This is a genomic window from Actinoplanes sp. KI2 (genome assembly GCF_025630775.1).
Classification (GTDB): Bacteria; Actinomycetota; Actinomycetes; order Mycobacteriales; family Micromonosporaceae; genus Actinoplanes.
Genome location: NZ_JAOSZE010000012.1, coordinates 107,315 through 130,281 on the forward strand (window position 1 = coordinate 107,315; position 22,967 = coordinate 130,281).

General features: G+C 69.7%; 15 protein-coding genes. 10 read left to right on the forward strand and 5 right to left on the reverse strand.

Annotation, left to right across the window (positions count from 1 at the left end):
* Positions 1-21: 21 nt before the first annotated feature.
* Positions 22-2,907: an FxSxx-COOH system tetratricopeptide repeat protein gene (gene fxsT, locus ODJ79_RS14690; protein ID WP_263023984.1), complete on the forward strand. Its 2,886-nt coding sequence runs from the start codon at positions 22-24 to the stop codon at positions 2,905-2,907.
* A 470-nt stretch (positions 2,908-3,377) separates the two neighbouring features.
* Here the strand turns inward: fxsT (ODJ79_RS14690) and fxsT (ODJ79_RS14695) are convergent, their stop codons facing one another.
* The gene (gene fxsT / locus ODJ79_RS14695) at positions 3,378-6,185 is read right to left on the reverse strand and encodes an FxSxx-COOH system tetratricopeptide repeat protein (RefSeq protein WP_263023985.1); all 2,808 of its coding nucleotides are present in this window, start codon (positions 6,183-6,185) and stop codon (positions 3,378-3,380) included.
* 185 nt (positions 6,186-6,370) lie between these two features.
* Here fxsT (ODJ79_RS14695) and ODJ79_RS14700 point away from each other — a divergent pair, with 185 nt between their 5' ends.
* The gene (locus ODJ79_RS14700) at positions 6,371-6,847 is read left to right on the forward strand and encodes a VOC family protein (protein WP_411267316.1); all 477 of its coding nucleotides are present in this window, start codon (positions 6,371-6,373) and stop codon (positions 6,845-6,847) included.
* Positions 6,848-6,856: 9 nt separating this feature from the next.
* On the opposite strand, the gene ODJ79_RS14705 is transcribed toward ODJ79_RS14700, so the two are convergent.
* Positions 6,857-8,464, reverse strand: coding sequence for a tannase/feruloyl esterase family alpha/beta hydrolase (locus ODJ79_RS14705; RefSeq protein WP_263023987.1), 1,608 nt, complete (start codon positions 8,462-8,464; stop codon positions 6,857-6,859).
* Between the two features lie 101 nt (positions 8,465-8,565).
* Here ODJ79_RS14705 and ODJ79_RS14710 point away from each other — a divergent pair, with 101 nt between their 5' ends.
* Entirely contained in the window at positions 8,566-9,153 is a 588-nt protein-coding gene (locus ODJ79_RS14710) for a TetR/AcrR family transcriptional regulator (RefSeq protein WP_263023988.1), read from the forward strand.
* On the opposite strand, the gene ODJ79_RS14715 is transcribed toward ODJ79_RS14710, so the two are convergent.
* The gene (locus ODJ79_RS14715) at positions 9,119-11,422 is read right to left on the reverse strand and encodes a beta-glucosidase family protein (protein WP_263023989.1); all 2,304 of its coding nucleotides are present in this window, start codon (positions 11,420-11,422) and stop codon (positions 9,119-9,121) included. The genes ODJ79_RS14710 and ODJ79_RS14715 overlap by 35 nt on opposite strands.
* A gap of 140 nt (positions 11,423-11,562) precedes the next feature.
* Here ODJ79_RS14715 and ODJ79_RS14720 point away from each other — a divergent pair, with 140 nt between their 5' ends.
* The 7 genes from ODJ79_RS14720 (at position 11,563) to ODJ79_RS14750 (ending at position 20,209) form a co-directional block, all read left to right on the forward strand.
* Positions 11,563-12,819, forward strand: coding sequence for a prolyl oligopeptidase family serine peptidase (locus tag ODJ79_RS14720; RefSeq protein WP_263023990.1), 1,257 nt, complete (start codon positions 11,563-11,565; stop codon positions 12,817-12,819).
* Positions 12,820-12,924: 105 nt separating this feature from the next.
* A complete protein-coding gene (locus ODJ79_RS14725; protein ID WP_263023991.1) occupies positions 12,925-14,721 on the forward strand; it encodes an ABC transporter substrate-binding protein in 1,797 nt (598 codons plus the stop codon).
* A 5-nt stretch (positions 14,722-14,726) separates the two neighbouring features.
* Positions 14,727-15,737, forward strand: coding sequence for an ABC transporter permease (locus tag ODJ79_RS14730; protein ID WP_263023992.1), 1,011 nt, complete (start codon positions 14,727-14,729; stop codon positions 15,735-15,737).
* Positions 15,737-16,669 (forward strand): ABC transporter permease, encoded by a 933-nt coding sequence (locus ODJ79_RS14735; RefSeq protein ID WP_263023993.1) that lies wholly within the window; start codon positions 15,737-15,739, stop codon positions 16,667-16,669. Before ODJ79_RS14730 ends, ODJ79_RS14735 begins: the two co-directional genes overlap by 1 nt.
* Positions 16,669-17,541, forward strand: coding sequence for an ABC transporter ATP-binding protein (locus ODJ79_RS14740; RefSeq protein ID WP_263023994.1), 873 nt, complete (start codon positions 16,669-16,671; stop codon positions 17,539-17,541). Before ODJ79_RS14735 ends, ODJ79_RS14740 begins: the two co-directional genes overlap by 1 nt.
* Positions 17,538-18,314, forward strand: a complete 777-nt coding sequence (locus ODJ79_RS14745; RefSeq protein WP_263023995.1) for an ABC transporter ATP-binding protein — start codon at positions 17,538-17,540, stop codon at positions 18,312-18,314. Before ODJ79_RS14740 ends, ODJ79_RS14745 begins: the two co-directional genes overlap by 4 nt.
* A gap of 182 nt (positions 18,315-18,496) precedes the next feature.
* Positions 18,497-20,209: a substrate-binding and VWA domain-containing protein gene (locus tag ODJ79_RS14750; protein WP_263023996.1), complete on the forward strand. Its 1,713-nt coding sequence runs from the start codon at positions 18,497-18,499 to the stop codon at positions 20,207-20,209.
* Between the two features lie 231 nt (positions 20,210-20,440).
* Here the strand turns inward: ODJ79_RS14750 and ODJ79_RS14755 are convergent, their stop codons facing one another.
* Both ODJ79_RS14755 and ODJ79_RS14760 read right to left on the reverse strand, forming a co-directional pair.
* On the reverse strand, positions 20,441-21,244 hold the full coding sequence (locus tag ODJ79_RS14755) for a phosphotransferase (RefSeq protein WP_263023997.1): 804 nt from the start codon (positions 21,242-21,244) through the stop codon (positions 20,441-20,443).
* A gap of 700 nt (positions 21,245-21,944) precedes the next feature.
* The gene (locus ODJ79_RS14760) at positions 21,945-22,937 is read right to left on the reverse strand and encodes a LacI family DNA-binding transcriptional regulator (protein WP_263023998.1); all 993 of its coding nucleotides are present in this window, start codon (positions 22,935-22,937) and stop codon (positions 21,945-21,947) included.
* Between the last annotated feature and the right edge of the window lie 30 nt (positions 22,938-22,967).

A 22,967-nucleotide genomic window follows, 5' to 3' on the forward strand; every position in this document is an offset into this window, starting at 1 on the left:
GTGCACCGGAAATGAGACGCCGTGGCCGATCCAAACGCTCGTCTGCTCGATGTCCTTCTCCAGGTGCCAGGCCTCGAAGACCGCGTCACGCGCGACGACCGCGTCGCCGAACTGAGTGAGGCGCTGACTCGCGATCTCGTGTTTCCTCGTTCGGACGACGCCCGCGACGACATGTCCGCCCTGCTCGACACGCTTGCCGAGGCGCCGGCCGACCTACGCGGCTTCGGCGAGATCATCTTGCGGCGGCATCCGGGGGCGGCGGCGACCCGATTCGCCGAGCTCACCATCAGCGCGCGTTCGACCGCCTCCCGGCCGCACGACTACCGCCCCGAGGAACGAATTGTCGGGGACATCCCGATTCGCAACCGCAATTTCACCGGCCGCGTCGAACTGTTGGAGCGCCTCGGCTCGGCGCTCGATCAGGGCACGACAACGTCGGTCCTGCCGCCGTCGCTCAACGGGATGGGCGGTGTGGGCAAGACTCAACTGGTCACCGAGTACGTGCACCGCCACCTCGACCAGTACGACCTGATCTGGTGGATCACGGCCGAGGAGACCTCGACTGTCCTTGCCGCGCTGACCCAGTTGGCGCAACGTCTCGATCTGCCGATCGCCGACGACCAGCAGAAGACTGCCCGCACGGTGCTCAACTGGCTGGCCGGCAGCGACCGGGAATGGCTGCTCGTCTACGACAACGCCGACCAGCCGTGGAACCTCACCCCGCTGCTGCCGTCGACCGGCGGCCACGTGATCGTCACGACGCGGAACGAGGAATGGGAACGGGTCGGCGTGACGCTCGAGGTCGACGTCTTCCGCCGGGAAGAAAGCATCCAGCTCCTTATCAAACGGACCAACGATCATCCCGACCGTGGCACACGGGTCACCGAGGCCGAGGCGGACGAACTGGCCGAGATGCTGGGTGATCTGCCGCTCGCCCTGGAGCAGGCCGCGGCGTGGTTGCTGGCCACCGATATGCCGGTCGGCGAATACATCGAGCTGCTCGAGGTCCGCCGCCTCGATCTGCTCGGTGAGGGTCGGCCGCCCGGTTATCCTCTGACGGTCGCGACGATGGTGGCTGGCGCGATCGAGAAGTTGCGCATGCAGGACGAGGCGATCGTTCAGTTGTTCGCGCTCTTCGCGTTCCTCGGCGGCGACGGGATCCGGCAGTCGCTGTTGCGACGCGGCAGCAATGCCGACCTGTCCCCGGAGTTGAAGGCCGCGCTCAGCAATCCGATCAGGACTGGTCAGCTTGTGCGCGAGCTGCGCCGATACGGCCTGGCCAAGACGGTGAGCCGGTCTCCGTCGTCGGCCCTTCGTTCCAGCGCCGACAGATCGCCCCGCATCCAGGTGCATCGGCTCGTGCAGAGGGTCCTGCGGGACACCCTCAGCCCGCAGCAGCGAGCTCAGACCCTGCACAACGTGCAGAACCTGCTGGCCGCCGGGAGCCCGGGCGACCCCGAAGAGATCGGTGAGCTGGATCTGCAGAGCGAGATGGGGCCGCATCTGACGGCCGCCGACATGATCCACGCCCGCACTGCCCAGGGTCGGCAGACCATTCTCGATCACGCCCGGTACCTCTATCTGACGGGCGACTACGAGGGCAGCCGCCTGCTTTCCGAGCGCGCCGCGGCCGCATGGACGGCCGCCGATCCGGACGAGGAGCAGCTGGGGCCGGACGGCCTGGCGACCCTGCTGGCGCGTGCCCAGGTCGCGAGCGCGACCCGGGCGGTCGGCGACGTGCGACTGGCGGCACGCATCTTCCAGGACACGTATCAGCGCTTCCTGGCGAGCGATCAGCTCGGCCCCGACCACGAGTACACCTTGATCACCGGGAACCAGCGCGGCCACGATCTACGTATCGAGGGCCGTTACCGGGAAGCGCTCGCGTTCGATCAGCAGAGCGTCCAGGCACACCGGCAGGTCTTCGGCGACGGCGACAGCTACACCCTGCGCACCATGGCCAATCTCGCCGTCGATCACCGGCTCATCGGCGAGTTCGCCGCCGCGGCGCGCCTGGACGACGAGATCGCGTCGCATTACGCCGACGTCGGCGTCATCGACATCCAGGTCGTCTGGATGAACATCAACGTGGCGCGCGACTACTACGGACTGGGCCACTATGGGGCGGCCCTCGAACGACTCGAGGAATGGCTGCCCTTGTTGGAGCGGTTGGTCGGCCCTCGACACCCGTACTATCTCCTGTCCGAGCGCATGCGTGCCATCACTCTGCGGAAACTCGGCCGGCTCCACGACGCCCGAGAGCTGATGACGGATACCCGGGAGCGGACCGTCCGACGATTCAACGTCACCCACGAATACGCCATGGTGGCGAACATGAGCTTGGCGAACGTGCTTCGGCAGCTGGGTGAGCTCGACGAGGCTGCCCTGTTGATCAACGATGCCCTCACTCTTTACCGGAAAGAGTGCGGGCCGGATCATCCATTGACTCTCGCCGCCGAAGTCAATCAAGCGATCCTCCTGCGGGCGAGCGGCGACTTTGAGCAGGCGTTCACCCTCGACGTTTCGGCCCAACGGAGGCTGGAGGAGCAGCTAGGTGCGCAACACCCCGACACCGTCTGCGCCGGCACCTCGCTGGCGACCGACCATGCCCTGGCCGGCCGGGCATCGCAGGCGCTGGCTCTGTCCGAGCGGATGCTGCAACTGAGCAAGCTCACCGATGTCGAGGGCGTCGACGTTCGCGGCGGCAGCGCCCACCCTTATGTCCTGATGCGCGCCGTCAACCTCGCCCACGATCTGCGGGCGACCGGCGACGACGACCGAGCTGCGGAGCTGTTCGATGAAGCGATCATTCAATTGACGGCGCAGTTCGGCGCCGATCACCCGGAGGTGAGCCAGGCCGTCGCGGGGCGGCGGCTCGAGGGTGACATAGAGCCGCCGCCGACCTGAGAAACCTTCCGAGCACGGCTCGCCGCAACCACCGTGGAGGGCGGCGCCCGTCAGCGATGGGCCAAGTAGGCGACGACGACGGTGGCGGCGGCAGCCGCGTACGGCGTGATGCCCCTGATGTAGGCGAGGATGATGTCGTGTTTGCTTGGCACGGCAGACGGGTCTGCCTTCGTCGTGACGGGTGCGGTGGGCGCCGGGCGTGGCGCCGGCGATTCTGGCGGTCGCTGTCGCCGTCGCCGCAGAGGCACTAGTCTTGCCATAGTTTGGGTCTCGCTCTCACATCGTGCTCGACAGGACGAGTGATCAGGGTCTGATTCGAACCTCCGGCCCTCGGGTGGTCGTACACCCGAGGGCCGCCTCGTGGGCGGAGCGGACCAGAAACGTGGTCACCCGCTCACGGTAGGTGCGCCCCCCACATCGGCGCCGCAGTCTCACCGCGTTCTGACAGCATCTGACAAAATCTGCTGCCGTCACCCGGTCGGGGGTTCGATGTCGACGACCGCTCGTACCCCGTATGCCAGAGTGCTCGCCAATGGATGATCGGGACCGAATTGGCGGCGGATACGGGCCACGATCTCGTCCAGGCCGGGCGCGGCCACGTCGTCCTCTTTGCGCGTGACTCGATCCGCGGCGTAACCGGCGGCGGCGATGAGTGTGTCGAGATGGTCGTCGCCGAAGACGGCCTGTGCCTGCCGGTATGCGGAGCGGGACAACCGCCACGCCGAAGGCGGATCAGTCACCGCCACCGCCGAAGCCCGATTGATCGCGGTCTGTACGGCGAACGGGTGCTCGGCACCGAGGCGATCGGTCAGCGTGGGGTACACGAAGTCCAATTCCTCCTGCGCCGCCTGGACGTCTCCACGTGCCAGGAGAACCGCAGCTCGGTTGGTGCGGGCGACGTGCACCAGCGGGTTGTCGGCGCCCATCGCTGCCGCATAACCCTTCACCGCCAGCGAGGAGTAGTGCACGGCGGTCTCGAACTCGCCAAGGTCGCGCAGAGCGTTCCCGAGGCTCACGCACGCCGCCAGGGTGAGCTCGCGCTGCTCGCCCATCTGGCCGACACACTCCTGGTAGCAGACGGCGAGTTGCTCCATGGCCGACATCGGCCTGCCGAGGCGACGGAAGGCAACCCCGGTCATCCGGCGTGCTCGCTGCAGTTCCCGTCCGGACTCCGCTTCCGTCAGCGGGCCGAGCAACTCCACGACGTCCGCGAAGCGTCCCAGCCCATAGAGATCCTCGGCCAGGGCGTTGACCCAGCGTGTCTGCCGCGGACCGGCGCGCCGGCCGCCCCGCAGCCGGTCGAGAACTGCTCGGTCCGCCTCTGCCACCTCCCGGAAACGGCCGAGGAACCGCCGGCTGACCGAGAGGTTGTAGCGGCTCGCCAGGGTCCGAGGGTCGTCATCGGAATAGGTGGCCGCGTGCTGTTGCCAAATCTGTTCGTCCAGTTCGTACGCCCGCTGGTATTCGCCGGCGATCCGCAGGTCGTCGCCCCTGCCGCGGGCCAGATCGAGCGCGACTGACGTATTCGCATCGACTTGCGCCATGGCCCGCTCGGTGAGGCGGTAGGACTCGCCGTATTGTCCGGCGGCCCGCAGCGCGCTCGCGAGGGCGCGATCTATCTGCAGGGCCAGCTCGTCGGCCGGCGCGACCACGTCCTGCCGAGCTAGCGATGCCTCGGCCTCTCGCCCCAGCCGAATCGCCGCGTCGAGGTCGCCGGCGAGGTGGTGGAAGCGGATCTGATGGTAGATCGTCCGATAGGCCGCCGGGCGGTGGACATCGACGAGTCCGGCCGGCCGCACGTGCGGCGCGATGAGCCGGTGAAGTGCGTGCGTCGCCGGATTCTCCGGATGTCCGGGGTCGGCCGCGATCAGGATCTCCACCACGTCGCGCCGGTTGGTCTCCCCGTACGCCCGAGGCAGCAGCTCCCGGAGCACCAGGCGGATGATCGCCGGTATCTCGATGCGCTCGCCGTCACCGGACCGCCAACCGAGGCCCGACTCGGCCAGATTTCGGAACGCCCGCCCGCTTGCGGCAGGGTCGTCGAGCAGTCGCCGGACGCCGGGCGAGACGCCCGAATCGGCTCCGACCTGCAGCATCCACCGCCACACGGCGCCAGGACCGAATCCAAGCAACAGGATGAGCATGCCCAACTCGGCGGAGTCCTCCGGGAAACGGGCCAGGATGGAGCGGATCTCGTCGACCAGATGCCCGGACGGAGGGTAGTCATCCGTCAGAGCACGGTTAGCCGGGTTGGCGAGCCGGTCCGCCAGGTCTTCCCAAGACAGCGCACGCTCGCGGTAGAGCCTAGCCGCCTCGGCTACGCCGGCCGGTGACCGGCCCACCACCTCGAGGATCCGGGACAACTGCATTCCTGTCATGTGCCGATCCTGCTTGCGCAGCAACAGCGCGCACTCGACCAGGTCGAGGTCACCGATCTCGAGTTTCGAATGCCGACCCCGCTGGGTCCAGCCGCTGTCCCGAGTGGTCACTAGGACGCTGCCGCCTGCGGCACGGATCAGATTCCGGATGTCTTCGCCCGCCACGCCGTCGAAGACAAGAAGGTATGGCCCGCACTGTTCGAGGAAGCGAAAAAGCCGATCGAAGGGATCGCGGTAGTCGGCAGCGCCGGATTCCCCGCCGAGCTTGTGCGCCAGATCGAGCAGCGACTCCCGAGCCCGGCCGGCATCCTCGGCCGCGATCCACCAGGTCACCGCGTAGTGATCACGGTGGCGGCGGACGTATTCGGCCGCCAACTGGGTCTTGCCCGACCCTACCGGCCCGACCAGGACCAGCGGGATGTCCGGTTGCCGGCCCAGCAGGTTGTCGATTGCCTCGAGGATCTGCTCACGCCCGGTGAACAGCTCGGCAGGATCGGGAAGCGGACCGTGCGCACGGGGGGCGACCGCTCGATCACTGACAGCGACGGACGGCGCAGGAGGGATGACCGACGGCGGGATCCGCAATTCCGGCGAGTCGAGACGCCGCCAGAGTTCGTTGAAGGCGACAAGCTCCTGACTGACGTCGACCTCCAGCACCGACATGCGGGCCAGAACAACGACAATCGACTGCAGGCGGGACCAACTGGGGACGATGTTGCCGCGGAGAAGGGAGCTGACCGTCTCGTAAGAGACGGATTCGAGGTTCTCGCCGTCGATGCGTTTGCTGATGACCCGGGTCGCCGGCCTGCCGGCCTGGTCGTACAGCCGGTGCAGCCGCACCAGCAGCTCGCGTTTGTGTCCTTCCGGCACCCGGTCGGTGCCGGGCAACGCGATCGCCACACTGCACACTCCGAGCCGTCGTCAGAACCCCAGGATCGCACGCAGCTTGTCCCCTGAACAACTGATCTTTCACGCGCCGTGTTCTGCGAGGGGTCGCCTCCGCGGGTCTTTGGTGACGATCTCGACCTCGGCGTCGAAGGGCGCCGTTTTCGCCGCGCCGCCCGAAAGCAAAATCCATTTCCGTCATGGGCCGACAATGCGTGCTGGTCGGGTCGTGGAGCCGGTGGCGGGCCCGCGGAGACGACCGAAGGTTCCGCCTCTATGGTGGACCGGTGGTGTCGATCAAAAAGTTTCAGGTCACCTTCGACTGCGCCGACCCCGAGCGCGTCGGCCGCTTCTGGTGCGCGGCGCTGGGCTACGTCGCAGCGGAGGGGATCGACGATCCGGCTTCCTCGTTCGCCTGCGTCGACCCCACCGGGGAGGGCCCGCGGCTGTACTTCCAGCGGGTCCCCGAGGGCAAGGTGGTCAAGAACCGGGTGCACCTGGACGTGCGGGTCGGCACCGGGCTCGTGGGTGCCGAGCGACTGGCCGCCCTCGAGGCGGAATGCGCACGACTGCTCCCGCTCGGCGCGACCCGCGGGCAGCTGCTGCTCGCCGACGAGGAGAACGAGTCGTGCCTGAACATGCAGGACGTCGAGGGCAACGAGTTCTGCCTGGACTGACGATCCGCATCATGGGTGCCGGGTGCAGCGCAGCGCCGGGCCGTCCTGGCGGCACCACAGGGCCGCGTCGGTGCGGTAGGTGCTCGCGTACCCGATGAAGTGGTAGTTGCTGTTGAGGCCGTCGTTGCGGGGTGCCGGCCGGGTCGGGTCGAACGGCAGCACGGCCTGGCTGGTCACCGCGCCCGGCGGCACGCCGTCGCGGACCCAGTGCACCAGCGGGGTCATCATGTCCACGACGGTCGGGGGTGAGCCGTCGGCGGGCTGGCCGCACGGGCAGTGGTACAGGCCGGGAATCATGTAGAGCCGGGAGAAGCTCTGGGCCGCCGCGTAGCCGCCGGCGTAGGCCAGCATCGCGCGGTAGTAGTTCAGCGTGGCGAACGGCGGGATCGCCTGGTCGGCCCAGCCGTGGTAGACGATGATCTTGCCGCCGCGGGCCTCGAACGGGCGCAGGTCCGGGTTGGTGGCGTCGTAGATGTCGCCGACCTCCTGCTGCCGCTGGTATTCCGCGGCGGTGAAGCGGACGTCGCGCAGGCCCATGGTGACCGGTGGGTTGTGCCAGTACGCGGCGTTGCGCAGGTAGTTCAGCCCGAGCCCGGCGGCGATCGTGTCGTTGGGCGCGGCCGGGTCGGCGGCCGGCTGGACGGCCCACAGCTGCCAGGCCAGTTCCGAGCCGTACGGCATGCCGCCGTCGAACAGGTTGCGGCCCTGGGCGTCGGTGGGTCCGCGGTAGAACGCCCGCACCACGTCGGCCTGCGCGGCGGTGAGGCACGCCGGCGTGTCCGTGCCGGCCGGGCAGCGCATCGAGGACGGCTGGAAGGTGCAGGCGCGCGGGTCGGTGATGACCGCGCCGCAGGCCTTCAGCACGGCGGCGTGCAGGGCGGGCAGCTTCTCGGCGGTGAGGATCTGGTGGTCGTTGCGGTCCAGGTTGACCCGCGCGAGCCAGGGCTGGAACATCGCGGCGAGCGGGGACCAGTTGTTGGCCGGCGCCCCGGCGATGATGCCGTCGAAGTCGCCCGGGTACCGCTGGGCCAGGTCGAGGGCCTCGTGGCCGCCGTCCGAGACCCCGTCGAAGTAGCGGTGCACGGCGTCGCGCCCGTAGTACGCGTGGATCAGCGCCTTCGCGGTCGTCGCCAGGCTGTGCTCGGACGAGTAGCCGAAGACCACCCGCAGCTGGGGGTCGTTGCGGGCCCAGAGGGTGTCGATGTTCGTGGTGCTCTCGTGGCCCTGGTCGTCGGCGGCGACGACCATCTGCCCGTTGGCCAGCGGCGGGTACGAAGCCTGGTAGCCGCTGGTGCGGGACGGGTCGGTCAGCGACAGCCCGACGGCGCCGCAGAAGCCGCCGCACCCCTGCTGGAGGTAGTCCCCGGCCCAGGTGGTGGTCGGCAGCAGCACCTCGAAGCGGGTCTGCGGCGTCATGTACCCGGTCACCGAGCAGAAGGCGTGCCCCTCTCGGGTGACCTCGGCGGCGGCCAGCGAAGAGGTCCCGATCCCGCTCAGGTCCAAGGTGGCCAGGGCGGAACAGGACCCCGCCGCCTGCGGCGCCCTGGGCGCGGCCTCCGCTCCCGGCACGAGGCCGAAGGTGAGCACGAGGGCGGCGAGAGAGACGATGCGCAACATGGCTTGCCCCTTCCCGGGGAGACACGGCGGTCAATGTAGGTTATAGGCACGGGTCCGACCAATTGGTCGGTCTCGTTATGTTTCCGCAACTCGGAGGGTCCATGTCAGCCTCGACCCGAGCCGACGCGTCCCGGGAGCGCGTGCTTCAGGCGGCGTTGCGCGCCATCGCCTCCAACGGCTACCGCGGGTCCGCCCTCGCCGCGATCGCCGCCGACGCCGGGCTCACCACGGCCGGGCTGCTGCATCACTTCCCCAGCAAGGAGCACCTGCTGGTGGCGGTGCTCGCCGAGCGCGACCGGCTGGACGGGGCGCAGTTCCAGCTGGCCGGCTTCCACGGGCTGGCCGCGCTCGACCGGCTGGCCGAGCTGGTGCAGCACAACGCGATGGTGCCGGGGCTGGTTCAGGCGTACACGGTGCTGATGGGCGAGTCGGTGGGCGACGGCCACCCGGCGCGCGAGTGGTTCCGCGACCGCTATCCGCGCCGCCGGGCCAACATCTCGGCGGCGCTGCGGGCCGGTATCGAGTCGGGCGAGATCAGGTCCGAGGTGGACTGCGATGCGGTCGCCGCCGAGATCATCGCGATGATGGACGGCCTGCAGGTGCAGTGGGTGCTCAACCCGGACCAGGTGGACATGGCCGCCGTCTTCGCCGACTTCATCGCGGGCGTACGCCGAGTGATCGCCCGCTGATCACCGCGGCGAGCGGGCGATCGGCCACCGACCGGCCGACGGTGAGCAGGTAGTCGCCCTCCTCGGTGCGCCAGCCGCCGTCCCAGTGCTGGAACGCCCGCTCCGGCAGGGCGATCGTCGCGGTGACCGTCTCGCCGGGCCGGGCCCGCACGACCGCGAACCCGGCGAGCCACACCGCCGGGCGGTCGATCGACGACTCCGGTTTCGAGAGGTACGCCTGGACCACCTCCTTGCCGGACCGGTCGCCGGCATTGCGGAGCCGGACGCTGATGGCCGGGCCCTCGGCGGTCAGCCCGAGATACTCCCAGGTGGTGTACCCCAGACCATGGCCGAAGGGGTACGCGGGGGTGGCGCCCGACCGCAGCCACGCCCGGTAGCCGATGTGCAGACCCTCGGCGTAGTGCAGGGTGTCGCCGTCCGGACGGGTGGACAGCACCGGCACGTCCCGTTCGCTCGCCGGCCAGGTGGTGGGCAGCCGGCCGCCGGGCTCCCGCTCGCCGAGCAGCACGTCGGCGAGGGCGTTGCCGAACTCCTGCCCGGGGAACCAGGTCAGCAGCACGGCCGCGACCTGCTCGCGCCACGGCAGCAGCACCGGCGAGCCGGAGTTGACCACCACGACCGTCCGCGGGTTGACCCCCGCGACCGCCCGGACGAGGTCGTCCTGGCGGCCCGGCAGGCCGAGGCCGGCCCGGTCGCGGCCCTCGCTCTCCACCCGGTCGTCGGTGCCCACGACCACGACCGCCGCGTCCGCGCCCCGGGCCGCCTCGACCGCGGCGGCCAGCTCCGCCTCGTCCGAGCGGCGCGGCGGCTGCACCCCGACGACCAGCTTCGCCGCTCCCAGCTCGTACGCGGGAAGGTGTTTCACCTGCACCTTCAGCAGGTCGCCGGCGCCCAGCCGGCGGGTCACCCAGCGTTGCGGCGGGTCGAGCAAGCCGGCCGCGAAGCTGTCGTCGTCGGGCCCGACGGTCTCGGTCAGCACCGGCGAGCCGTCGAGGGTCAGGGTGAACTCGCCGACGCCGGCGAACCCGATCCGCCAGTCGCCGGCCGCCGGGGCGCGGAACGTGCCGGACACCTCGACGGTGGTGCCGGGCACGATGTCGTCGCCGCTCCAGACGAGCCGTCCGGTGGTGCGGTGCTCGGCGCGCAGTTCCGCACCGGCCGGGTCGAGGTAGCGCACGTGCAGGTCGGCCGCCATCGGTGTGAGGCCCGGCCCGCGATAGGCCCCGGCGGTGTGCACGACGTCGACCACCGACGCCAGAGCGTCCAGCGGAGTCACCGTGTACGAGGGGGTCAGCCCCGCGCTGCCGCCACCCTGGATCGCCGGGTCGGCCGCGTTCGGCCCGAGCAGCGCCACCCGGCGCACGCCCCGCAGCGGCAAAGCGCCCGCGGTGTTGCGGACCAGCACCATCCCGTCCGCGGCGGCCCGGCGAAGCAGGCTGCCGCCGCGGCCGGGCAGACGGGATTTGCCGGAAACACGCGACGCCAGCCGCCGCAGCCGGTCGATCTTGTCGGAGACCACCGGCCGGGGTACGGCGCCGGCCGAGACCGCGGCGGCGAGCCCGGCGCTCCACGGGCCGCCGGGACCGGGCATGACCAGGGTCAGGCCGGCCAGCGCGGAATCGACGACCGAGCGGGTGGCGAACCAGTCCGACACCACCACCCCGTCGAAGCCCCACTCGGTGACCAGCGGCGTGGCCAGCAGCGGGCTCTCGGTCATGGTGACCCCGTTGACCCGGTTGTACGCCGCCATCACCAGCCACACCCCGCCGTCGACGACCAGGGCCTCGAACGGCGCGAGATACACCTCCCGCAGCGCCCGCTCGCCGACCCGCACGTCGACGGTGAACCGATTGGTCTCCGAGTCGTTCGCGACGTAGTGCTTGGCCGTGGCCGCCACCCCGCCGGCCTGCACCCCGCGCACCAGCGCCGCCCCGATCCGCCCGGTCAGCAGCGGGTCCTCGGAGAGGCATTCGAAGTGCCGCCCGGCCGCCGGCGACCGGTGGAGGTTCACGGTCGGCCCGAGCAACACGTCCACCCCCTTGCGCCGCGCCTCGGCCGCGAGCAGCCCGCCCAGCGCCGTGGCCAGGGCCTCGTCCCAGCTCGCCGCCCAGGCCGTGGGCGACGGCAGGACCGCCGACCCGCGCTCCTCCCACCGCTCGCCGCGGACCCCGACCGGCCCGTCGGAGAGCACCAGCGAGCGCAGGCCGAGCGCCGGATCCGCGCGGGTGGTCCAGAAGCCGGCGCCGGTCAGCAGGTCGGTCTCGTTCACGTGTTGATCTCCTGGTAACAAGCGGATAACGAAACCGACTGAGCGGTTCGTAGGGGCGGTAGACATACATCGATCGGCGTTGCAGGTCTCGGCTTCGCCGCCGGCAACCGCCGTACGGAAGATCGAGCAAGGGAGTCCGTATGGAACCGCTCATCAGCCGTCGATCCGTTCTGGCCGCCGGGGCGGGCGCCGCCGCCACGCTCGCTCTGCCCGGCGCCGCCGCCCACGCGGGCGGGGGCCACCCCACGACCGTGGGCTTCGTCCTCAATGCCGAGACGCTCGACGGCGGCGAGCAGGTCATCGCGGTCACCCTGGACACCGGCCGGCTCGGGCCGATCGACCCGGCCAGTCTCACCACCGGCACCTTCTCGGTGCACGCCAAGGCGACCAGCCCGATCCCGATCGCCCCCGGCGACCAGATCTTCAGCGAGTACGACCTGGACCGTACGGTCACCGCGGCGCGGCTGGACCGGCACGGGAACATCGTGCTCGAGCTGTCGTACGCGGAGGGCCAACTGGGCGGCGGCACGCTCGGCTACATCCTCAGCAAGGGCCGCAACGTGCGGCTGGATCTCACGTACACGATCACGCAGAACGCGCCGCTGAGGCGGCGGCACGGCGGCCCGGTCACGATCGGCGGCTTCGTGCAGGGACGGCTGGCCAACCCGGAGGTGGACGCGTTCAGCTACCACGTCGGCGGCGGCCTGAAATACCGGCTCTACTCGCCGCGCGGCTGCCACGGCCGGCGTCCGCTGATCGTCTGGCTGCACGGCGGCGGCGAGGGCGCGTCCCTGCCGGACAACTACTACGACAACGAGACCACGCTGCGGGCCAACCGCGGTGCGCTCGGCTTCGCCACCGCCGAGGCGCAGCGGATCTTCGGCGGGGCGTACGTGGTCGCGCCGCAGAGCACGTCGTACTGGATCGAGGACGGCCCGCGGTTCGCGCCGCAGATCCGCGAGATCATCGGCGATCTCGTACGCCGGCAAGCAATTGATCTCAAAAGGATTCTGGTCGTCGGCTGCAGCAACGGCGGCTACATGAGCATCGAGATGACCACGGTCTATCCGGACCTGTTCGCGGCGTCGGTGCCGATCTGCGGGGTGGTCGCGCCGTTCACGCCGGGCGGGCCGCCGCTGGTGCCGGACTCCTCGCTGGTCGAGATCGGCACGCCGACGTGGCTGGTCGCCTCGCTCGACGACGACACGGTCGACCCGCAGGCGAACACGATCCACGCGCACGACCTCATCCCCCACTCCCTGATCACGCTGTACGACCACGTGATCCGCGATGGTCACCAGTTCCCCGGCCACTGGTCATGGATCTATGTGGCCCGCAACGACCCGAGCATCAACGGCACCCACATCTGGCAGTGGATGGCGCAGCAGCGCTCCTGAACAAGATCAAAAGATGTCCATGTTTCGATCTATTGACGAGATCGTAGCCGGATGTGATGTTGGTCTCACGTCTCAGCCGCCTCAACCCGTTTTGGGGGCAAGACCATGACTCCTGAATCCGATTCATCGGCCGACCCGATCCAGTGGTTGGCCAGCCGCCGGAGCTTCCTCACGCTGGGCGGACTAGCCGCGACGGGCGTCGTCCTTGGGGTCGGCGCGGCCGGCTGCGGAACGGCGAAAACCGGCAACAACAACACCAGCACCGGCAAAGGCCGCCCGGGCGCCTCCGGGGAAACCCTGTTCGTGGCCGGCTTCCAATGGGGACCGCCGAAGAGCTTCAACCCTCTCGCCGCCTCGCCCGACTGGCCGACCGCCCAGTTCCAGAGCCAGCTGATCTACGAGACCCTGCTGCGCTTCGACATGCGCGACGGGTCGCTGCACCCGGGCCTGGCCAAGGGCATCGAGCAGCCGGACGACCACACCATGAAGCTCGCCCTGCAGGACGGCACCAAGTGGTCCGACGGCACCGACCTGACCGCCGACGACGTGGCGTTCACCTTCGGGCTCGGCAAGACCGCGTCGGTCACCTACTCCACGGTGTGGAACTACATCGACTCGGTCACCGCGGTCGACGCCAAGACCGTCGAGTTCAAGCTGAAGTCCTCGCCGTACAACCCGGGCTTCGTGAAGAACTTCCTGTGCGCCACCTACATCGTGCCCAAGGCGGTCTTCAGCCAGCTGTCCGGGGACAAGGTCACCTCCGACCCGAACCTCAAGCCGGTCGGCTCCGGGCCGTTCCTGCTGGACAAGTACGACCAGACCCAGGTCAACCTCAAGCGCAACGACAACTACTGGGGCACCGCGGTCTGGGGCAAGCCGCCGATGGCCACCATCAACCACCCGATCTTCAAGTCCAACAACGACGGCGACCTCAAGCTGGAGAGCGGCGACGTCGACGCCAGCCAGCAGTTCACCGCGCAGATCTGGAAGATGTGGGAGGCCGGCAAGCCGGTCGGCACCTGGCTCAAGCAGAAGCCCTACCACCTGCCCGGCAACCTGCCCCTGCTGATCATCAACCTGAACAGGAAGGGCCTCAACAACGTCAAGGTCCGGCAGGCCATCGCGTACGCCATCAACTACCCCAACATCGCGACGACCGCCATGTCGGACTACTCGGTGCCGGCCAACGCCAGCCTGATCATCCCGACCGGTTACGAGTCGAAGTACTACGACGCGGGCGCGGTGCAGGCCGACGGCTGGACCTACAACAAGGACAAGGCCATCCAGATCCTCGAGCAGGACCTGAAGGCCAAGAAGGGCTCGGACGGCATCTACGTGCTGCCGGACGGGACCAAGCTGGGCGGCTGGAAGCTGGTCACGCCGACCGGCTGGACCGACTGGAACACCACCTGCGAGATCGTCGCCAAGTCGGCCAAGGAGGTCGGCATCGGCATCACCACCGAGTTCCCGCAGTTCCCGACGATGTTCGCGGCGCTGCAGAACGGCAACTTCGACCTGGCGATGTTCAACTACACCGGCGTCGGCCCGGCCAGCCCGTGGATCCGGTTCCGCGACGCGCTGGACAACCGGGGCGTGCCGCCGGTGGGCAAGACCGCGTTCTGGAACTACAACCGGTTCACCGACCCGGAGGCGCCCGCCCTGCTGGACGCGGCGGCCGGCGCGAAGTCCGACGCGGACGCCAAGGCCGCGTACGACAAGCTCGACGCGATCTACCGGAAGAACATCCCGGTCATCCCGCTGATGTACCGCCCGCTGGAGTTCTTCGAGTTCAACGAGAGCAGCTGGACGAACTTCCCGACCGACGCGAACCCGTACGCGCCGCCGATGTGGCAGGGCGCCGGCATCGAGTGGCTCTTCAAGATCAAGAAAGTCGGCTCGTAGCCATCATGGCGCTGGCAAAATATCTCGGCCGCAAGCTGGCTTGGACCATCGTGGTCTTCTTCGTGGCCCTGGTATTGAACTTCATGCTCCCCCGCCTGATCCCGGGCAACCCGGTCGACGCGATCGTCGGCCAGATCGCCGCGGGCGGGGGAGCCGGCGGCGAGCAGCTGCAGAAGATCCATGAGCACTACATGCAGGAGTTCGGCCTCGACAAGCCGCTGTGGGAGCAGTTCTTCATCTACGTCGGGCACGTGCTGCAGGGCGACTTCGGCACCTCGTTCGGCAACTACCCGGCCTCGGTGAACTCGCTGATCGGCCAGGCCCTGCCGTGGAGCATCGCGATCCAGCTGCCGGCCATCATCGTCGGCTGGGTGGTCGGCAACATCCTCGGTGCGCTGGCCGCCTTCAAGGGCGGGTGGCTCGATCGGGGCGCGTTCGTCGGGTCGCTGTTCTTCTCCAGCGTCCCGCCGTTCGCGCTGGCGATCATCCTGCTGTTCGCGGTGGCGGTGAAGGGCGGGGTGCTGCCGGTGGGCGGCGCGTACTCGTTCGGGCTCACGCCGGAGTTCTCGATGGCCTTCTTCGGCGACGCCATCACGTACTTCTGGCTGCCGTTCTGGTCGCTGGTCCTGGTGTTCATCGGCACCCAGGCGGTCGGCATGCGCTCGATGGCCGTGTACGAGCTGGGCACCGACTACGTCAACTACAACCGCGGCCTCGGCGTGCGGGACGGCTTCACCATCCGGTACATCTTCCGCAACGCCATGCTGCCGCAGTTCACCGGTCTCGGACTGGCCATCGCCGGGTTGATCACCGGCGGGCTGATCACCGAGCTGGTGTTCTCCTATCCCGGCCTCGGCACGCTGCTGTTCAACGCGATCGGGCAGAACGACTACCCGGTGATCCAGGCGATCACGCTGCTGATCACCCTCGCGGTGCTCCTCGCGAACTTCACCGTGGACGTGCTCACCGGGTTCATCGACCCGCGGATCCGGGCCGCGCAGAGCGGAGAACGCTGATGAGCTTTCGTGGATTGTCGCCGCGCTTCTGGGTCGCGGCCGGCATCGTCACCTTCGTCGTGCTGGTCGGCCTGCTCGGCCCGCTGATCGTCCGAACCGACCCGAACGCGACCGTCGGCGGCCTGTACGACCCGCCGCAGTGCTGCACCAAACTGCTGCTCGGCACCGACAACGAGGGCCAGAGCGTGCTCGCCAACCTGGTCTACGGGACGCGTACGTCGCTGATCGTGGGTCTGGTCGCCGGGACGATCGCCACCGTGATCGGGCTGTTCGTCGGCCTGATCTCCGGCTACCGCGGCGGCTGGATCGACGACGTGCTGTCGGCGATCACCAACGTTGGCCTGGCCATCCCGGCGATCGTGGTGATCATCCTGGTCTCGGTGTCGCTGCCCAAACGCAACATCTACACCCTCGCCATGGTGATCGGGCTGACCGCGTGGTTCTGGGTGGCCCGCGCCGTGCGGGCGCAGTCGAGCAGCGTCCGGGAGCGGGAACACATCGACGTGGCCCGGCTCTCCGGCGCCGGGTTCTGGTCGATCCTGGCCCGCGACGTGCTGCCGTACCTTCTCTCGTACGTGGTGATGGCGGCGGTCCTGCAGATCTCCAGCGCCATCCTGTTCGAGTCGACGCTGAGCCTGCTCGGTCTCGGCCCGGGCGACGCGACCAGCCTCGGGACGATGCTCTACTGGGCGATCGCGTGGGGCTCGGTGCGCACCGGCGCGTGGTGGGCGTTCGTGCCGCCGACGCTGATGCTCACCCTGATCGTCTTCGGGCTGCTGCTGTTGCAGTCCAGCCTCAACGAGGTGTTCAACCCGCGGCTGCGCCGGGGCCGGGCGGCCCGCCGCCGGATGGTCACCCAGGAGATCCAGCCGGAGCCGGTCGGCGCGACCGGCCTGCTCGAAACACCGATCTCCGGAACGGAGCACGTCTGATGGGCACCCTCGTCGACGCCCGCAACATCCGCGGGGTCTACTACACCGGCGGCAAGGACGTCGTCGCCGTGGACGACGTGTCTCTGCGGGTCGAGGAGGGCGAGGTGCTCGGCCTGGCCGGGGAGTCGGGCAGCGGCAAGACCACGCTCGGCTCGATCATCTCGCTGATCGCCCGGCCACCGCTGCACGTCGAGCGCGGCACCCTGGAGATCGACGGCAAGGTGCAGGAGCTGGGCGGCGACGCGCGCGTGGCGCGGACCTGGCGGGGCTCGGTGGTGTCGATGCTGCCCCAGGGCGCGATGAACTCGATCAGCCCGACCAAGCGGGTCCGCCACCTGGTGTGGGACGTGATGCGCTCGCACGACCGCCGGATCTCCAAGGAGGTCGCGCTCGAACGGGCCCGGGAGCGGATCACCACGCTCGGCCTGCCGGCCCGGGTGCTGGACGCGTACCCGCATCAGCTCTCCGGCGGCATGAAGCAGCGGGTCGTCACGATCATCAGCACGCTGCTGAACCCGCGGCTGCTGGTGGCCGACGAGCCGACCTCGGCGCTGGACGTCTCCAGCCAGAAAATTCTGATCGAGATGCTGCTCGAGATGCTCGACCAGAAGATCATGTCCGGGGTGATCTTCGTGACCCACGACCTGCCGGTGCTCCGCACGGTGGCCACCAAGATCGCGGTGATGTACCAGGGCCGGGTGGTCGAGCGCGGGCCGACCCGGCTGATGGTCGACCGTCCCGAGCATCCCTACACCAAGGCGCTGATGAGCTCGGTGCTCACGCCCGAGCCCAAGTACTCGAAGATCCGGATCGAGGGGATGAGCGGCTTCGACCGTACGTCGTTCGACGCGCCGGCGGTGATCCACTCATGATCCTCGGCGCCGAGCACCTGACCAAAGTTTTCGGACGCGGCAAGAACCAGGTCCGGGCCGTCGACGACGTCTCGTTCGAGCTCGAAGAGGGCCAGATCACCACGATCGTCGGCGAGAGCGGCTCGGGGAAGTCGACCGTGGCCCGGATGCTGCTCGGCCTGCTGCCGATCACCTCCGGAAAGCTGACCTTCCAGGACCGGGACGTCACCAACCTCAAGGGCCGGGACCGGGCCGAGTACTGGCGGCACGTGCAGGCGGTCTTCCAGGACCCGTTCTCCTCGTTCAACCAGTTCTTCACCGTCGGCAAACTGCTCAACCGGTCGATGCAGCTGGTCGGCAAGCAGGCCGGCCGGCAGCGCCTCGAGGAGTCGCTCGGGCACGTCGGCATGGACCTCGACGTGCTCGACCGCTACCCGCACCAGCTCTCCGGCGGGCAACGCCAGCGCGTGATGATCGCCCGGGCACTGATGATGCGGCCGACCCTGCTGATCGCCGACGAGGCCACCTCCATGCTGGACGCGTCGCTGCGGGTGAACATCCTCAACGTGCTCACCGACCTGCGCGACGAGCTCGGGATGACGGTCCTGTTCATCACGCACGACATCGGGCAGGCCTGCTACCTGGCCGACCGGGTGCTGGTGATGGAGCACGGGGTGATGGTCGAGCAGGGCCCGACCGACCAGGTGATCTTCCAGCCGCGGCACGAGTACACGAAACGACTGCTCGCGGACGTACCGAAGCTGCATTCCGCCCTGGAGTTGGACCAGCCATAACGTGGGAAGCATGCGCCGCCTGGCACGCCGGCAGTGATCTTAGACACACACTGGTCCGGTCGGTGTACGGATGGGGCGTGTCCGGCGATCAATCGGACACGGCAGGCTATTCGCAGTCTTTGTGAAATTTCTTAACGTCTCATCAGTAGGCAACCGGGGGTTCGGCCGATCATCATGGCTCGGTGCCTGGCCGACATCGTCAACTTCACCGCACCGGACTCATCGTCACCGCCGCCGCGGCCGCCGTCGCCGTCGTGGCCGGCGGGTCGTGGGCCGGTTATCGCGCGCTCTCCGGTGACAGCTGCGCCACGACCGAACGCCTGAGGGTCGCCGCCGCCCCCGAGGTCGCGCCGGCGGTCACCGCCGCCGCGGCGACCTGGAGCAAGGACGCCAAGGTGGGTAACGCCTGCGTCGCCGTCGACGTGAGTGCCGCCGATCCGGCCGCGATGGCCGCCGCGGTAGGCACCCGGCACGGGGTCAACCTGGGCACCCTCGGCAAGAACGTCACGGCGGACGTGGACGTGTGGATCCCGGACTCCAGCACCTGGCTGCTGCGGATCGCCGCGGAGGCGCCCGGGTTCACGCCGGAGTCGTTCGGCTCGATCGCGGAGAGCCCGATCGTGCTGGCCGTGCCGGAGACCACGGCGACGGCGCTCGGCTGGCCCGCGCGTACCCCCGGTCTGACGGACCTTGCCAAGAAGCTGGCGACCGACAAGAGCGTACGCCCGGCGATCGTCGATCCGGCGCGGGACGCGACCGGGCTGTCCGGCCTGCTCGCGCTGGCCGGCGCGGCGGGCACCGACGCCTCGGCGACCACGCTGAAGGTCGGCATCATGCGGGCGCTGTCCTCGAACAGCTCCAGCATCCGCAGCGACATGCTGCAGAAGTTCCCGCAGGCGGCGGACGCCGTCGGCACCAGCGTCGGGCTGGCCCCGCTCTCCGAGGCGGACGTGATCGCGTACAACCGGAACCAGCCGGCGATCGGCCTGGCCGCGCTCTACGCGAAGCCGACCGCGGTCGTGCTGGACTACCCGTTCGCGGTCATGCCGGGCGTCGACCCGCAGAAGGCGGACGTCGCGAAGGCGCTGCGCGGCGCGCTGACCACCAGCGCGTACAAGAACGGCCTGGCCAAGGCGGGCGTACGCGGGGCCGACGGCACCGAGGGCACCGGCTTCGCCGCGCCGAAGAGCGCACCCGCGACCGTGCCGCCGCCGGCCGCGCAGAACCCGGCGACCGTCTCGGCCGCGATCGGGCAGCTGCTGGGCAGCTGGACGGCGATCACCCAGCCGGGCCGGATGCTGGCGGTGTTCGACGTGTCGGCCTCGATGAACGCGAAGGTGCCGACCGCCGGCGGCATCACCCGGGCCGAGGTGACCCGGGCGGTGGCCCGGCAGGGGCTGGCGCTGCTCGACGACCGCTGGTCGGTCGGTAACTGGACGTTCTCCACCAACATGGTCGGCACCCGGCCGTGGAAGGAGAACCTGCCGATCTCGACCGTCGCGGCCCACCGGCAGGACATCGCGAACGCGATCGAGAAGATCACCCCGAAGGCGGGCGGCGACACCGGCCTGTACGACACCGCGCTCGCCGCGTACCAGGCGGTGCAGCACGGCTGGCAGGCGGGCGTGTCGAACTCGGTGGTGATCTACACGGACGGGAAGAACGACAACCCGGGCGGCCTCACCATCGACCAGCTGGTGGACAAGATGACCAAGCTGCGCGACCCGAAGCGCCCGATCCGCATGATCATCATCGGCATGGGCACCGCGATCGACCGCGGCGAGCTGGAGTCGATCACCAAGGCGGCGGGCTCCGGCGGCGTCTTCATCGCCACCGACCCGGCCAAGATCGGTGACATCTTCCTGCAGGCCATCGCCAGCCGTAAGGGAGCCTGAACCGCGCCGCCCGACCGCCGATCCGCCGCCGCACGCGACGGGTCGGCGGTCGGGTGCGCGCGGCGCAGCGAGCGGGCAGCCGGGTGGTGCGCGGCCTACCGAGCGGCGCGCGGCCTACCGAGCAGCGCGCGGCGAACCGAGCAGCGCGCGGCGAACCGAGCAGCGCGCGGCGAACCGAGCAGCGCGCGGCGAACCGAGCGGGCAACCGCGGCCGCGGTGCCGTCCGGCGGCTCAGCGGCGGTCGAGGCGCGCGAGGAAGGAATGTAGCCACCGCAGCTCGCGCGCGTGGTGTTCGAGGCCGTCGGCGGCTCCCGCGGGGCTCACCGGCGCATACTTGATGCGTTCGGCCGCGAGCAGCCGGCATCGCTGCAGGGCGGGCAGAACGGTGCGCCAATCGCTCAAACCGTACGCGTCCACGAAGAGCCGGAGTCGCTCCACTATGTCGGGGATGGCGGCGAACCCCGCCTCGCGCAGCTGCTCCGGCGGGGCGAGCGGAACGAACTCCCACGCCGCGGCCGCCAGCTCGACCAGCGGTTCGACCGGGCCGGCCGCGTCCCAGTCGATGAAGGCGACCGGCACGCCGTCTCGATAGACGGTGTTCCAGGGGCCCAGATCGCCATGCGAGATGATCTCTCCCGCCCGGGGCGCGCGCGGGTCGAAGCGGAACCGGGTGTCGGCCGGCCGGAAGCCCCGGGCGGCCTCGTGCAGCCGCCTGGTCAATTCGCCGGCCGCGACGAGGGCGGTCTCGGTGCGCGCATAGGCGGGCAGCCGATGCCCCCGTCCGGGCTGCCACTGCGGATCGGCCGGCACGTCGCCGTCGAGGTAGGCGAGCACCTCGCGTTCTCCTTCGGTGCCCAGGAAGGCCGGCGCACCGGAGAACCCGGCCGTCTCCAGGTGCCGCAGATAGTCATGTACGGCGCCGGACCACGGGCCCATCGGCCGCAGAAGTTGTCCGCCGCGCCGAGTGATTCCGGGTGTCATCCTCCCCGCCGGAAGCGGCGTCTCCACGACGCCGACGGGCTCCTCGAAACTCACGCGGCAAGTATGGAACGAAGGCGTCCTTTCAGCCGCGGATAATTTCGCTCCCGGGCCGGCGACCGACGGTTGAAGACGATGAACAATGTCCTTCGTGACCCGTGGACGAGTCGTCATGTGGATCGCCATCGCCGCGGCCCTGATCGCGGCCATCGTGGTGGCGGTCTTACTGTCCGGCGGCGGTACCGGTGACGCCGGCACCGGTTACTGATGGCGGTGGCCCCGTCGACATTCGGGTGGGCGATAACTCGGTAGCGCGAGAGCTGCCGTCCCGACACGATCGAGGACGTGCAGATGATTCTCATGCCGCAGCTGAGGGAGTACCGCCTTCCGGGTCCGGTGGTCTTCCGGGGCGGGCCGCCGCCTCGTTACGAGCCGCCGCGCGAGCCGGTGCCCTTCCGGCATCGCCGACGGTCCCAGCGATATCTGCCGGGCCAGGCGCGATTCACCAGGGCCACTCAGCGGGTTCGGCGCCCGCTACGTCGCCGGGGCTGACGCTGGGACTAAGGTCGGGCCGAGACGGTGGCTCTCGACCTACCCAAGGGAACCTGAGTAGTCGCGGACGACGAACGCGGCCGCCACCAGTCCCGCGCCGGCGAAGCAGAGCAGCCGCACCGCCGTGGTGTGCACCAGCGAGGCGGCCGGCAGATCTGGTGCGGATCACCACTCGGCCGGCGGACTTGCGCAGATCCGGTGTGGGTCAGAACTCGACCGGCGGCGCGTTGTGCGGCGTGATCACCTGGATCGCCGACGGGTTGGTCCGCACCGGGCCGGGCAGCACGCCGTTCGCCTGCAGGATCGCGTGGCATGCCCGGCGCAGGTCGACCCGCAGGTCGTGGTGCAGCACGGCGGAGATCTTCCGCTCCCGTAGCAGCGCCACGTTCTCGGCGTCCAGATCGTGCGCGACGAACACGTCGTACCTCCGGCCCTCGAACGCCGCGACGACGGCCCGGTTGCCGCCGGCTCCCGCGTACATCGAATAGACGGCCCGCACCGCGGCCGGCACCGGCCCGATCGCGTCCGGGCGGTCCGGCGCGTCGATCACCTCGTGCAGCCGCCGGCCCGCACCCAGCTCGGCGCGGAAGCCGGCCGCCCGCTCCGACTCGCCCCGGAACTCGCCGCGGCCGCGGACCACGAGCACGTCGCCCGGCCGGTCGCCGAGCCACTGCTGGATCAGGTACGCGGCGGTCGCGCCGGCCGCGCGGTTGTCCAGCCCGGCGTAGGCGATCCGCGGGGCGGTGGGCAGGTCGGTGACGAGGGTGACCAGCGGGACCGGCACGCGGCGGGCCGCGGCCACGATGTCCGGTACGTCGGGAGCCTTCAGGATCAGCCCGTGCGACGCCGACCTGGCCACCCGGCCGAGGACCGCCACGGTGTCCCGCGGCGAGGCCCCGTCGAGCAGGTGGAACCGGGCGCGGAGCAGGGCGGGCCGCCGGCCCGGCAGCTCCGCCTCGAGCGCCGCCCGGATCGTCGCCGAGAACCGGGCCGGCGCCTGCACCACCACGTCGACCATGAAGGTACGACCGGCGAGTCGGACCTGCGTCCGTTGCCGGTCGAGGTCGGCGATCGCCTGGTGGACCTCGCGTGCGGTGCTCGGCCGCACGCCGGGCCGGTCGTGCAGCACCCGGTCCACGGTGGCCTCGCTGAGGCCGGCCTGGGCGGCGATCTCGCGGATCCGGTACGGGTGCTTCACTCGTACACGATGAGGTTGTTTTGAGGGTTT